Source organism: Micromonospora sp. DT44, from assembly GCF_049841635.1.
Classification (GTDB): Bacteria; Actinomycetota; Actinomycetes; order Mycobacteriales; family Micromonosporaceae; genus Micromonospora.
In genome coordinates this window covers 1-12,255 of the sequence record NZ_JBNCKS010000101.1, presented here as the reverse complement: position 1 = coordinate 12,255, position 12,255 = coordinate 1, and the positions used below count along the sequence as shown (strand labels likewise).

The following is a 12,255-nucleotide window of genomic DNA, read 5'->3' as shown; positions in this document are numbered from 1 at the left end:
CATCCCACGCCGCTTCGCGACGCGGGATGCTGCCGCGTGTCTACGCACGGTTCGATTTTCGAGTTAGGGGAGGGGGATCGTGCGGGATTGTTGGCGGGCCTCCTCGGCGGCGGCGATGATCGTGACCACCTCGCGGCCGAAGCGGACGTCGCAGCGGTGGTCGCGGGCACCGGTCCGGACCTGCTCGATGAGCTGGTCGATCGCCACACCGAACGCCGTCGCGGCGTCGTTCTCGCCGTGCGGCACGGTCTCGATACCGTTCTCGCCGTAGAACACGAACTCCCGGGCCATCGCCTCGGTCGGCGCGTCCAGGGAGAGCGAGGCGCTGCTGGTCGCACCGCCCTCGTGGGTGAGCAGCAGATGCACCATCCCGCTCGGGCCGTCCATCGCGGCCACCTGGGTCACCTTGCCCAGCACGGGCAGGAGGATCGAGAGCGCGTGCGGGGCGATGTCCCAGAGCGCGCCGTGCTCGCGACGCCACAGCGAGCCGCCGTACGGGCTGCCGTCCTGGAAGATCGACGCGAAGGCCGTGGTGCGGCCGTGCTGCCAGCCACCGGCAGCGGCGGTCGACGCGAGGAACGCGGTGACGTTCGGCTGGAACCGCTGGGTGAAGAACACCACCGAGGCCACCCCCGACGCCTGGGCAGCGGCGACCACCCGGTCGGCGTCGTCCACGGTCAGCGCCAACGGCTTGTCCAGCAGCAGGTGCCGGCCGGCGTTGGCGGCACGGACCGCGATGTCGGCCTGCACGTCCGGCGGCAGCGCGACGGCGACAGCTTCGCACTGCTCGATGAGGGCGTCGACGTCGGCGTACGCGGGCACGCCGTACCGCTCGGCCAGCGCGGAGGCCCGCTCCGGATTACGCCCCCACACCCCGACCAGTTCCGCGTCCGGGTGGGCGTGCAGCGCCTTCCCGTGCGTCTCGATCGCCCAGTGACCGGTGCCGAACAAGCCGAACCGCAGCACGTGTACCTCCGCCGTTTCCCCCACCGTGGCGACGCCACGGACCTGATCCACGCTAGTCGCCCGGCTGGCCGCACCGGTGGCGGGTCGCCAACCATGGCAGCGCGTCCAGCCTGCTTGATCGCCCTCGATCCAGGATCCGGTGGCCTCGGTCGCACACGAAGGCACTGTTTCCTGGATCAAGCACGATCTTGCGCTGGCGGTGGGCCGGTGCGGCGGGTGTGGGCGTTGCCCCATTTCTGGGGCAGCTCGACAGCGCTTGCGCACCCCTCGGTCGGCCGCGCGCGGGAATGCGTGGGCGGCACCGGCCAGGCAGCGCGCGGCGGGTACTACGACGGTTAGTAGGCTGTGCCGGTGACCGAGGCGACGACCGGGTGGGGCCGATGACCAGCGCGGCGGCCGGCTCGCCGGTGGACGGGCTCCTCGCGACGGTGTCGATCGTGCTGTCGCTGCTCGTCGCCGTGTGGGCGTTGGTCGCGGCGGTACGCCACCGGCCGCCGGACCGGGTGCAGTTCGCCGGTCTGGCCGTACTCGAGTTGGTGTTGCTCGCATTGGGTGTGCTGGCCCTGGTGGCGGTCGGCGGCGGCGACCGGCCGGGCGAGCCCGGCGCGTTCTTTGGCTACCTGGTCACGCTGGTCTGTCTGCCGCCGCTGGCCTGGGTGCTGGCCCGGATGGAACCGACCCGGTGGGGGTCGGCGATCGTCTGCGCGGTCTGCCTGGTGACGCCGGTCGTGGTGGTGCGGTTGCAGCAGACCTGGGAGGTCCTCGGTGGTTGAGACTCGTCCGGCCCGGCAGCGCACGAACTCCGGCCCCGGCCGTCTGTTGATCGCGGTCTACCTGCTGTTCGCCATCGCGGCGACGAGTCGGGCGGGCCTACAGATCGCCACGAAGTTCGACGAGGCGCCGGTGGCGTACCTGCTCTCCGCCCTGGCCGCGCTCATCTACATCGTGGCCGCGGTGGGTCTGGCCTGGGGCGGGCACACCGGTCGACGGGTGGCGCTGGTGTGCTGTTCGGTGGAGTTGGTCGGTGTCGTCGCGGTCGGCATCCTGAGCCTGGCCGACAAGGCCCTCTTCCCCGACGAGACGGTGTGGTCGCAGTTCGGTAGCGGATACGGCTACATCCCGCTCGTCCTGCCGGTGCTGGGCCTTTACTGGCTCTGGCGCACCCGCCGCGACCCGGCCTGACCGACCGGGCCGCGGAACGGAAGCGGCGCGGGTCAGGCCCGTGGGCCGCCGGCCACGTAGATGACCTGACCGGAGACGAAGCCGGCACCCTCGCTGGTCAGGAACGAGATGGTGTGGGCGACGTCCTCCGGGCGTCCCGGGCGGCGCACCGGGATCTCGGCGGCGGCGTGCTTCTGGAAGTCCTCGAAGTCGACCTTCATGCGGGCGGCGGTGGCCGCCGTCATGTCGGTGACGATGAAGCCCGGCGCGACGGCGTTGACGGTCACCCCGAACGGCCCCAGCTCGATGGCGAGCGTCTTGGTGAAGCCCTGGAGGCCCGCCTTGGCGGCGGCGTAGTTCGCCTGCCCCCGGTTGCCCAGCGCGGAGGTGCTGGACAGGTTGACGATCCGCCCCCACTTGCGGTCCACCATGTGCTTCTGAGCGGCCTGGCTGAACAGGAACGCCCCACGCAGGTGTACGCCCATGACCGTGTCCCAGTCGGCATTGGTCATCTTGAACAGGAGGTTGTCGCGCAGCACGCCGGCGTTGTTGACCAGGACGGTGGGAGCGCCCAGTTCGGCGGCGACCCGCTCGACGGCGACCCCGACCTGGTCGCGGTCGGACACGTCGGCACCCACGCCGAGCGCACGGCCGCCCGCGCCGGCGATGGCGTCCACCGTCTCCTTGGTGGCCGCCTCGTCGATGTCGACGACCGCCACTGCCATCCCGTCGGCGGCCAGCCGCCGGGCGGTGGCGGCACCGATACCGCGTGCGGCTCCGGTGACGATGGCGACGCGGTGCTCCTCCGACATGATTACCTCCGGGTAACTTTGGGGTGATCGAAGGAGCTTAGCCTCAGAACCCCCGACCCCGGCATAGGCGAATCCACCGGTATCCGTACCCGGAGACCTTCACCGCGCCGAGCTTGCCCAGCTCGCCGTAACCACGGTCGGTGAGCACGTCGATCGGCAGGTCGGCCTCCGCTTCGAGGCTGCTCAGGTCCACCTCGACGTCGTCGGTACCCAGGTTGTGAACGAAGACCATCGTGCCGGTCGGCCCGTCCGCGCGGTGCGCCAGCACCCCGGGCGGCATCTCCACGTCGATGTGCGTGGTGGAGCCGGAGCCGATCTCGGGGGCTTCCCGAAGGGTACGGATCATGCGCTCGAACCAGGCGAGCAGCGACTTCGGGTCGCCACGCTGGGCGGTGACGTTGACGTTCTGGTAGCCGAAGTCACCCTTGTCGATCACCGGGCGGACCAGCTTCTCCGCATCCGCCGTGGAGAAGCCGGCATTCGGCTTGTACGACCATTGCATCGGCGTACGGATCGCCTCCCGACCGGGCAGCGACAGGTCCTCGCCCATCCCGATCTCCTCGCCGTAGCGCAGCACCGGAGTGCCGCGCAGGGAGAACTGCAGGGCGTACGCCAGCTCGATGCGCCGCCGGTCGTTGCCGAGCATCGGGGCGAGCCGACGGCGGATGCCCCGGTCGTAGATGCGCATGTTCTCGTCCGGGCCGAACTCGGCGTACACCTGGTTGCGCTGTTCGGTCGTCAACCGGGACAGGTCGATCTCGTCGTGGTTGCGCAGGAAGGTGGCCCACTGCCCACCGACCGGGAGCTTCGGCGTGTCACGCAACGCCTCGATCAGCGACTCCGGGTCCTGCCGCGCGAGGGCGAGCATGAGCCGGCCGTTGAGCATGAAGTCGAAGAGCATGTGGATGCGGTTGCCGGAGCCGCTGGCGTCGCCGAAGAACGTCGGGAGTTGGTCCGGTTCGACGTTCGCCTCGGCGAGCAGGACGGCGTCCCCCCGCCGCCACTGCACGTGCTGGCGCATCTCGGTGAGGAACTCGAAGTCCTTCGGGGAGTCCGGGTTGCCCGGCTCGGTCAACTCGATGATGAACGGCACCGCGTCCATCCGGAAGCCGGAGACTCCGAGCTGGAGCCAGAACGACATGATCTTCTTGACCTCGGCCCGAACCTCGGGGTTGGCGAAGTTCAGGTCCGGCTGGAACTTGTAGAAGCGGTGGTAGAACCACGCCTTCGCGGTGCGGTCGTAGCTCCACGTCTCCTTCTGCTCCCCGGGGAAGACCATGCCCTGGTGGCGGTCGTCCGGCTCCGTGTCGGACCAGACGAACCAGTCCCGGTACGGCGAGTCGGGCGAGGAACGGGCGGACTGGAACCAGGGGTGCTCGTCCGAGGTGTGGTTGACCACCAGGTCGATGATCACGCGGATGCCCCGGTTCTGCGCCTGGTGCAGCAACTCGGCGAAGTCACCGAGGGTGCCGAAGCGGGGGTCGACGTTGTAGAAGTCGGTGACGTCGTACCCGTCGTCGCGGTTCGGTGACGGGTGGATCGGGTGCAGCCACAGGCACGTCACGCCCAGCCGGGCCAGGTAGTCCAACCGGCCGATCAGACCACGGATGTCGCCCACACCGTCGCCGTCCGAGTCGGCGTACGTGTCGATGTCGAGGCAGTAGACGACGGCTTCGGAGTACCAACGGTCACCCATGCCGCGAAAATCTCTCCAGTTGATCTCCATGGCAAACCTGACGGGCGGCGGCGGTCGGTACCCTGCCCGGCATGGAGACCGACCTCGTACCGCCGAGCGATGAGTTGGACTGGTCCCGGGGCCGGTGGTTGCAGCCGCCGGTGCGCGCCGAACACGGTCCGGCCGGTGAGCTGCTCGTCGAAGCCGGGGCGGAGACCGACTTCTGGCGACGGACCAGCTACGGCTTCGTCCACGACAACGGGCCGGCGCTGCTCGCGCCGCTACCCGTCGGCGCGGCCATGGAGGTGAGCTTCCTGCTCGACTTCTCCGCGCAGTTCGACCAGGCCGGCGTGCTGGTCCGGGTGGACGAGCGGACGTGGGTCAAGGCGGGTGTCGAGGTGAGCGACGGCGAGTCTCAGCTCGGTGCCGTGGTGACCCGGGAGTTCTCCGACTGGTCGGTGGCCCCGGTGCCGGGGTGGGCGGGTCAGGAGGTGACCGTGCGGGTCAGTCGGGCCGGTGACGCGCTGACCGTACGGGCGCGGGTGGCCGACGCGCCGTGGCGGCTGGTCCGACTCGCCCCGCTGGACCCGGAGGCCGAGGCGATGGCCGGCCCGTTCTGCTGCGCGCCGACGCGCGGCGGCCTCACGGTGGCGTTCACCGCCTGGCGACAGGGCCCGGCCGACACCGCGCTGCACCCGGAGGGCTGAACCCGTCCGTGGTGCGGATCACCCGCAGGTGTGCCACGCCGAGCATGGGGTATGACAACTTCATCCCCCCGTAGGCCCGTCGGAAGGATGACCAATGGCGTACGCCCAGACTGGTGACCCCTCCGAGTTCACCGGCCTGACCGGGTGGGTGGCGTCCGTCATCGAGGCGATGGGTCCGGTCGGCGTGGCCCTGCTGGTCGCGTTGGAGAGCATCGTCCCGCCGATCCCCAGCGAGATCGTGCTGGCGATGGCGGGTTTCCTGGCCCACGAGGGTCAGTTCAACGTCGTCCTCGTCATTGTCGCCGCGACGGTCGGCTCACTGGTCGGCGCGCTGGTGCTCTACTGGCTCGGCGCGGCGCTCGGCGAGGAACGGCTCAAGCGCTGGTTGGACCGCATCCCGCTGGTGGACCGCGACGACCTGGAGAGGGCCGACCGCTGGTTCGAGCGGCACGGCCGCTGGGCGGTGCTGATCGGCCGGGTGGTGCCGGTGGTCCGCAGCCTGGTCTCCGTCCCGGCCGGGGCCAACCGGATGCCGCTGGGCGAGTTCGTCCTGCTCACCACGATCGGCAGCGGCGTGTGGAACGCCATCATCGTCGGGGCCGGTTACGCGCTGGGCAGCCGGTGGCAGAACGTCGAGCGGTACAGCGACTGGTTCAACTACGCCATCGGCGCGGTCTTCGTCGTCATGGTGGTCAGCTGGGTAGCCCGCAAGATCCGCCGTAACCGGCAACGCGACGACCGGCGGTCGGTGACCGCCGGTCGCTGAACCGCCCCCTCGCCGCGATCAGGGCACCTGTTGCCCTGCGGCGGGTGCCGGCGCTGCCTGCGGCCTGCGCAGCACCACCTGCTCCAGCGCCGACCAGGCCGTCGTCGTCACCAGGTAGATCACCGCGGCGAGCGGCAGCACCAGCGCCACCACCACGGTCGTGAACGGCAGCAGGGGCAGCAGCCGACCGAGTGTGGCCGCCCCCGGCCCCTCGGTGGGCGTACCGGCCACCGTGCCGACCGCCGCCGACGCACGTCGTGCACGCCGCGACGACCACCAGGCCAGCGCCAGCAGCAGGACCAGCAGGCCGGCGAAGAGCGGTCCGGCCGCGCCGGCCAGCCCGTCGCTGAGGTGGTGACCCAGGGGTACGCCGGCCAGCCGCTCGTCGAGCAGTCCCGTGCCGCCCTCGTCGGTGGCGAACAGCCGGTACAGGACCAGCAGGAACGGCGCCTGAATCAGCAGCGGCAGGCAGCCCGCGACCGGATTCGCGCCGGCCGAGCGGTACAACGCGAACACCTCGCGCTGGAGGGTCGCCGGGTCGTCGGCGTACCGCTGCTGTAGCTCGCGGACCTGTGGGGCGAGCGCAGCGCGGAGTCGCTCCCCGCGGACCTGCGCGACGGTCAGCGGTGTGATCAGCAGCCGGACGGCGACGGTGAGCAGCACGATGGCGGCGACGGTCGCCGTTCCATCGGCCAGCGGTTCGAGCAGGTCGGTGAGCCAGGACAACGCGCTGCCGGCGACGCCGACGACGGTTTGCAGTGGCGCGAAGGCGAGCATGGGAAAACCCCTCGGTCCGATTCCGGTGGGTCCTGGAGCCGTCGTGGACGGCACGTAGGACCGATGACGGTGGGATCGGCCGCGCGGCGAGGTGTCGCTACGCGGCGCGGGGGCGTCCGGGTGCGCGGGGGCGGGGTCGGCCGGCGGCGTCCGGATCGATCTGGCGGGGTGTCCGGCGGCTGCGGGCCCGGGCGCGCAGCCCGGCCCAGCGTCGCGCGACACCGGGTGCGCGGGACGGGCCGAGCGGGCGCGCGGCGAGCAGCGCGGCGACGAGGACCAGGGCGGTCAGCGCGGCCCCGGCGAGCAGGTCGGCCGGACGGTCGGCGAGCATGCCGAGCTGGGCGAACGCGGACATCCACGTGGCCCAGAGGAATCCCAGCAGCACCGGCACGGGTTCAGCCTAGGACCCGGTGTCACGTCCTCCGGCCGGATCGCCGATGGTCCGGCGACACGCCGGGAACGCCGTGCCGTCACCACGTTTCCGGGCGTTACCACTCTGGGTAACCAACGTCCGACCGGCGCGGACGGACCGCGGGCGGCAGAAACGGACGGTGGTGCGCGATGACGGGGCAGGTGGCGGAGGCGCACGGGACGACCGCGGGGACCGATGTGCTCACCGTTGGCGTCGAGGAGGAGTTCCTGCTCGTCGACCCCCACACCGGCGCCGCGGTGCCCGCCGTGGACCTCGTGCTGGAACAGGTCCCGGCAGAACTACGCGGTCAGGTCGAGCGCGAGTTCCAGACCAGCCAGATCGAGATCGGCTCGCCGCCCGGGCTGGAGTTGTCCTCGATCCGGCACTCCCTCGGCGTACTCCGTAAGGCCCTTGCCGACGCGGCCGAGCGGGCCGGCGTACGGCTGCTGGCCATCGGCACCGGCCCGGTGGACGGCCCGGTGCCGCCGGTCGTCGACAAGCCCCGCTTCGACCGGATGATCGAACGGTTCCGGCTGCTCGTACCCGGTCCCGGCAACAACGGCATACACGTGCACGTGGGCGTCCCCGATCCGGAGACCGGCGTGCAGGTGCTCAACCACGTCCGGCCGTGGCTGCCGACGCTACAGGCCGTCACCACCAACTCGCCGTTCTCCCGTGGCGAGGACACCGGCTACGCGAGCTGGCGGTCGGTGGAGTGGGAGCGCTGGCCGTCGGTCGCGCCGACGCCCTTCCTGGAGTCGCACGAGCACTACCAGCGGCTCATCCGCCAGTTGATCTCCAGCGGGGTGATGCTGGACGAGGGGATGCTCTACTGGTACGCCCGGCTGTCGGCGAAGTACCCGACCGTCGAGCTGCGGATCGGCGACGTCTGCCCGACCGTGGACGACGCGGTGCTGGTCGCCGCGCTGGTCCGGGCGCTCGTGGCCACCGCCATGGACGACGTCGAGGCCGGCCGCCCCGCGCTGCGGACCGACCACCACCTGCTGGTCGCCGCGCACTGGCGGGCCGCCCACGACGGCCTGGAGGGCGAGGGCGTCGACGTCACCACCGGCGAGCCGAAGCCCGCCTGGGAGCTGTTGGACCGGTTCGTGGAGCGGATCCGGCCGGCGCTGGAGCGGCACGGCGACTGGGCCGAGGTGTCCGACCTGCTGGGCGGGCTGCGCCGCCACGGCACCGGCGCGGCCCGGCAGCGCGCCGTGTACGCCCGTACCGGACGGCTCGTCGACGTCGTACAGGACGTGGCGCGACAGACCCGCGGCTGAGCGCCGCGTGACAGGATGATCCTGTGGCGCAACGACTGATCGTCATCGGCGGGGACGCCGCCGGAATGTCGGCGGCGTCCCAGGCACGCCGCCGCCGCAACCGGGACGACCTGGAGATCGTGGTCTTCGAGCGAGGTCACTTCACCTCCTACTCGGCCTGCGGCATCCCCTACTGGATCTCCGGGCTCGTGCCCGGCCCGGAGCATCTGATCGCCCGCGACCCGGAGACGTTCCGCACCAAGTTCGACATCGACGTACGGATGCGCCACGAGGTGACCGCCATCGACCTCGAACGGCGCGAGGTGGTCGCCCGGGACCTGGACCACGGCGGCGAGGTCTCCGAACGCTTCGACGAGCTGATGTACGCCGCCGGCGCCACACCGACCAAGCCCCCGTGGGCGCAGTCGGACGTCGCCGGCGTGTTCGGGGTGCAGACCCTCGACGACGGCGCCGCGCTGCGCGAATGGCTGGACGCCGAGCCGCAGCCGCGCCGGGCGGTGGTGGTGGGCGGCGGCTACATCGGCGTCGAGATGGCCGAGGCGATGATCCAGCGCGGCCTGTCGGTGACGCTCGTCGAGCAGGCCGCGCAACCCATGTCGACGGTCGACGCCGACATGGCCGAACTCGTCGCCGAGGCCATGCGCGGCCTCGGCATCACCATCCGCGCCGGCCTACCGGTGACCGGCCTCGACCAGCGGGACGGCCGGGTGTCCGCCGTGGTCACCGCCGAGGGGCCGATCCCGACCGACGTCGTGGTCCTGGGTCTGGGCGTACGCCCCAACGTCGGGCTCGCGGAGGCCGCCGGCCTGCCGCTCGGGCCGACCGGCGCGATCCGGGTGGACCGGCGGATGCGGGTCCCCGGCTTCCCCGGATTCTGGGCGGCCGGTGACTGCGTAGAGACCCTGCACCGGGTCAGCGGAATGCCGGTGTACATCCCACTCGGCACCCACGCCAACAAGCAGGGCCGGGTGGCCGGCATCAACATCGGCGGCGGGTACGCCACCTTCACCGGCGTGATCGGCACGGCCGTGACCAAGGTCTGCGAACTGGAGGTCGGTCGGACGGGCCTGCGGGAGCGGGACGCCTCGGAGGCCGGCTTCGACTTCGTATCGGTGATCGCCGAATCGACCAACCGGGCCGGCTACTACCCGGGCGCCCGGCCGATGACCGTCAAGCTGATCGCCGAACGACCCAGCGGCCGTCTGCTCGGCGCGCAGATCGTCGGCTGGTCCGAGGCGGCCAAGCGGATCGACACTCTGGCCGTCGCGTTGTGGAATGGCATGACCGTGGACGACATGACCGCACTGGACCTGGGCTACGCTCCGCCGTACGCGCCGGTCTGGGATCCGGTGCTGATCGCCGCCCGCAAGGCGGTCGACGCGCTCGCCGCTCTCGATCGCTGACCCGCGCCCGCCGTGGAGGTCCACCCCGTGACCCAGACCCCGACCAGGACCGCCGCGCGCCGACGACCGACCATGGTCGATGTCGCCCGGCACGCCGGAGTAAGCCTGAAGACGGTCTCCCGGGTGGTCAACGACGAGCCGGTGGGTCAGGAGCTGCTCGGCCGGGTGCTGGCCGCCATCACCGAGTTGGGCTTCCGGCGCAACGACATCGCGCGCAACCTGCGCTCGCGGCAGCTCAACGCCACCGTCGGGCTGTTGATCGAGGAGATCGCCAACCCGTTCTACGCCACGATCGCGAGCGTGGCCGCCGAGATCGCCGCCGCGCACCGCACGATGCTGATCACCGCCTCCTCCGAGGAGGACCCGGAACGCGAACGCGCCGTCCTGCAGGACTTCACCCAACGCCGCGTCGACGGGCTGCTGGTCGTGCCGGCCGGCCCGGACCACTCGTTCCTACGCCGCGAGGTCGAGCTGGGCATGCCGGTGGTCTTCGTGGACCGGCCACCCCAGGGTCTGCTCGCCGACACCGTGCTGTTGGACAACTCCGGCGGCGGCCGGTCCGGGGTCGAGTCCCTGCTCGACGAGGGGCACCGGAGGGTGGCTCTCCTGCTCGGCGCGCCGAGCGTGCCCACCATGCGCGAGCGGCTGGTCGGCGCGCGGACGGCGCTGGCGGCCGCCGGGGTCGAGCCGGACGACTCCCTGGTACGCGACCACCTGATCGCCCCCGAGGACGCCGGGCGGGCGGTCGCCGCCCTGCTCGACTCCCCGAACCCGCCCACCGCCTTCTTCTGCGGCAACAACCGGCTGACGGTCGGCGCGTTGCAGGAGTTGCACCGCCGGGGCAGCGACGCGGCGCTCGTCGGGTTCGACGACTTCGAGCTGGCCCACCTAATGCCCCGGCCGCTGACCGTCGTCGCCTACGACACGCGCGAACTGGCCCGGGTGGCCACCGAACGCCTCTTCGAGCGGATCGCCGGAGACGACTCCCCACCGTCGATGACAGTCCTCCCCACCCGCCTCCTACACCGAGGCCTCCCCTAACCCCCACCCCGCCCACGGCGCCCGCCCGCCGATCTTGCACTTTCTGTCGCCGTTTTGCGCGGGTCCGACCGTTTCGTCGGGACAGAAAGTGCAAGATCGCGGAGGTCTCGGGATGGCGGCTACGGCGATCATGGACTTGTGGGCCGGTTTCGTGTTGAACCTTCGTCGTGGACGCGCCGTTGGGGAGCTAGACAGCGACCACCCGCGCGAGAGGACCAGAAGCATGCCCAAACGAGCCGCCCCCGTTTATACGCCGATGGCCTACCAGCAGATCATCGACAACCCGGGCCTCGCCGATACCAGCATCGCGATGCACTGGGCACACAAGTCGGGCCGACTTGGACGTGGCACCACTAAGCACAGTCGGTTGAGCGGGACAGTGTTGGATGCCTTTGCCCAGTCGCACGGGCTCCCCGTCGGCTACTACACACTGGAGTCGAAGGGCCTGGAATATTTCCTGGGGAAGCATCCTAATCTTGCCCCCGGTGGTGCCGACCCGATGTCCGCGGCAGCTCGGCGACTTGACCCACCCGCCAGCTGGCGGCTGGTATTCACCCCGGCGGCCTATCAGTTGGTCATCGACAACCCCGGCGTCGCCGACGCCCGCATCGTGGTGGCCTGGACACAGGCGACAGGCCGAAAGACGCGTAACGCCCACAGCCTCGCTGTTTTGAGTCAGGGAGTGTTGGATGACTTTGCGCGGTCGCACGGGCTGCCCCCCGGCTATTACACGTCTGAGCGGCTTGGCAGAAACCACTTCCTGACAAACCATCCTGAGCTTGCCCCCGGTGGTGCCGACCGGAGGTTCGCGGCAGCTCGGCGACTTAACCCGCCCGCCGGCTGGCCGCCGCTACCGTTCGTACCGGTGGCCTATCAGGAGGTCATCGACAACCCCGGCATCGTCGATCAGCCACTCATCGCGGCCTGGGCTGGCGCCACCGGCCGACTCGCCAGGTCCAACATCAGCTTTGTGAGCCAGTCGGTGGTGAACGATTTCACCGATGCCCACGGACTGCCCAGACGTTCGTTCACCCTGAACATAGACGGCAATTACTCCACCCTGCAGCCAAACCCCGACCGCTTGCCCCCGAGGGGCGACCCGCAGAACGCGGCGCCAGGCAGGATCCCACTGCCCGAGAGATGGAGACCGAGGGCGCCCGTCGAGGCGCACCAGAACGAACAGGTCATCGACCCGCCACACAACCAGTTGCCAGCGAACACCAATTCCTATTCCTATTCGGTCGCGGCTCAG

13 protein-coding genes are annotated in these 12,255 nt (G+C 70.8%); 8 read left to right on the top strand and 5 right to left on the bottom strand.

Features of this window, described 5'->3' with window-relative positions:
* Positions 1–63: 63 nt before the first annotated feature.
* On the bottom strand, positions 64–966 hold the full coding sequence (locus ACLQ25_RS31815) for a Gfo/Idh/MocA family protein (protein WP_425734428.1): 903 nt from the start codon (positions 964–966) through the stop codon (positions 64–66).
* A 380-nt stretch (positions 967–1,346) separates the two neighbouring features.
* Between ACLQ25_RS31815 and ACLQ25_RS31810 the strand changes: the two genes are divergently transcribed.
* Positions 1,347–1,739 carry a hypothetical protein gene (locus ACLQ25_RS31810; RefSeq protein WP_425734426.1) on the top strand — a complete coding sequence of 131 codons (393 nt, stop codon included), beginning with the start codon at positions 1,347–1,349 and terminating at the stop codon, positions 1,737–1,739.
* Positions 1,732–2,148 carry a hypothetical protein gene (locus ACLQ25_RS31805; RefSeq protein WP_425734425.1) on the top strand — a complete coding sequence of 139 codons (417 nt, stop codon included), beginning with the start codon at positions 1,732–1,734 and terminating at the stop codon, positions 2,146–2,148. Before ACLQ25_RS31810 ends, ACLQ25_RS31805 begins: the two co-directional genes overlap by 8 nt.
* A 32-nt stretch (positions 2,149–2,180) precedes the next feature.
* On the opposite strand, the gene fabG is transcribed toward ACLQ25_RS31805, so the two are convergent.
* The gene (gene fabG / locus ACLQ25_RS31800) at positions 2,181–2,939 is read right to left on the bottom strand and encodes a 3-oxoacyl-ACP reductase FabG (protein WP_425734424.1); all 759 of its coding nucleotides are present in this window, start codon (positions 2,937–2,939) and stop codon (positions 2,181–2,183) included.
* A gap of 43 nt (positions 2,940–2,982) precedes the next feature.
* Positions 2,983–4,635, bottom strand: coding sequence for an alpha-amylase family protein (locus ACLQ25_RS31795; RefSeq protein ID WP_425734423.1), 1,653 nt, complete (start codon positions 4,633–4,635; stop codon positions 2,983–2,985).
* Between the two features lie 71 nt (positions 4,636–4,706).
* Here ACLQ25_RS31795 and ACLQ25_RS31790 point away from each other — a divergent pair, with 71 nt between their 5' ends.
* Positions 4,707–5,321 carry a DUF1349 domain-containing protein gene (locus ACLQ25_RS31790; protein WP_425734422.1) on the top strand — a complete coding sequence of 205 codons (615 nt, stop codon included), beginning with the start codon at positions 4,707–4,709 and terminating at the stop codon, positions 5,319–5,321.
* 94 nt (positions 5,322–5,415) lie between these two features.
* The gene (locus tag ACLQ25_RS31785) at positions 5,416–6,087 is read left to right on the top strand and encodes a DedA family protein (RefSeq protein WP_425734421.1); all 672 of its coding nucleotides are present in this window, start codon (positions 5,416–5,418) and stop codon (positions 6,085–6,087) included.
* 18 nt (positions 6,088–6,105) lie between these two features.
* Here the strand turns inward: ACLQ25_RS31785 and ACLQ25_RS31780 are convergent, their stop codons facing one another.
* On the bottom strand, positions 6,106–6,864 hold the full coding sequence (locus ACLQ25_RS31780) for a YidC/Oxa1 family membrane protein insertase (RefSeq protein WP_425734420.1): 759 nt from the start codon (positions 6,862–6,864) through the stop codon (positions 6,106–6,108).
* A 97-nt stretch (positions 6,865–6,961) separates the two neighbouring features.
* On the bottom strand, positions 6,962–7,255 hold the full coding sequence (locus ACLQ25_RS31775; RefSeq protein WP_357133867.1) for a DUF6412 domain-containing protein: 294 nt from the start codon (positions 7,253–7,255) through the stop codon (positions 6,962–6,964).
* 170 nt (positions 7,256–7,425) lie between these two features.
* On the opposite strand from ACLQ25_RS31775, the gene ACLQ25_RS31770 reads away from it, so the two are divergent.
* From ACLQ25_RS31770 to ACLQ25_RS31755, 4 genes are all read left to right on the top strand, one after another.
* On the top strand, positions 7,426–8,559 hold the full coding sequence (locus ACLQ25_RS31770; protein WP_425734419.1) for a carboxylate-amine ligase: 1,134 nt from the start codon (positions 7,426–7,428) through the stop codon (positions 8,557–8,559).
* A 23-nt stretch (positions 8,560–8,582) separates the two neighbouring features.
* A complete protein-coding gene (locus ACLQ25_RS31765; RefSeq protein WP_425734418.1) occupies positions 8,583–9,962 on the top strand; it encodes an FAD-dependent oxidoreductase in 1,380 nt (459 codons plus the stop codon).
* Positions 9,963–10,034: 72 nt separating this feature from the next.
* Entirely contained in the window at positions 10,035–11,003 is a 969-nt protein-coding gene (locus tag ACLQ25_RS31760) for a LacI family DNA-binding transcriptional regulator (RefSeq protein WP_425734427.1), read from the top strand.
* 223 nt (positions 11,004–11,226) lie between these two features.
* On the top strand, positions 11,227–12,255 hold a 1,029-nt coding region (locus ACLQ25_RS31755), incomplete at its 3' end, for a hypothetical protein (RefSeq protein ID WP_425734417.1).

Bases quoted from the DNA above. Each gene is read 5' to 3' on its own strand.
- ACLQ25_RS31795 (WP_425734423.1), bottom strand. From the start codon at position 4,635: ATGGGTGACCGTTGGTACTCCGAAGCCGTCGTCTACTGCCTCGACATC.
- ACLQ25_RS31810 (WP_425734426.1), top strand. From the start codon at position 1,347: ATGACCAGCGCGGCGGCCGGCTCGCCGGTGGACGGGCTCCTCGCGACG.
- ACLQ25_RS31760 (WP_425734427.1), top strand. From the start codon at position 10,035: ATGGTCGATGTCGCCCGGCACGCCGGAGTAAGCCTGAAGACGGTCTCC.
- ACLQ25_RS31785 (WP_425734421.1), top strand. From the start codon at position 5,416: ATGGCGTACGCCCAGACTGGTGACCCCTCCGAGTTCACCGGCCTGACC.
- ACLQ25_RS31780 (WP_425734420.1), bottom strand. From the start codon at position 6,864: ATGCTCGCCTTCGCGCCACTGCAAACCGTCGTCGGCGTCGCCGGCAGC.
- fabG (WP_425734424.1), bottom strand. From the start codon at position 2,939: ATGTCGGAGGAGCACCGCGTCGCCATCGTCACCGGAGCCGCACGCGGT.
- ACLQ25_RS31770 (WP_425734419.1), top strand. From the start codon at position 7,426: ATGACGGGGCAGGTGGCGGAGGCGCACGGGACGACCGCGGGGACCGAT.
- ACLQ25_RS31790 (WP_425734422.1), top strand. From the start codon at position 4,707: ATGGAGACCGACCTCGTACCGCCGAGCGATGAGTTGGACTGGTCCCGG.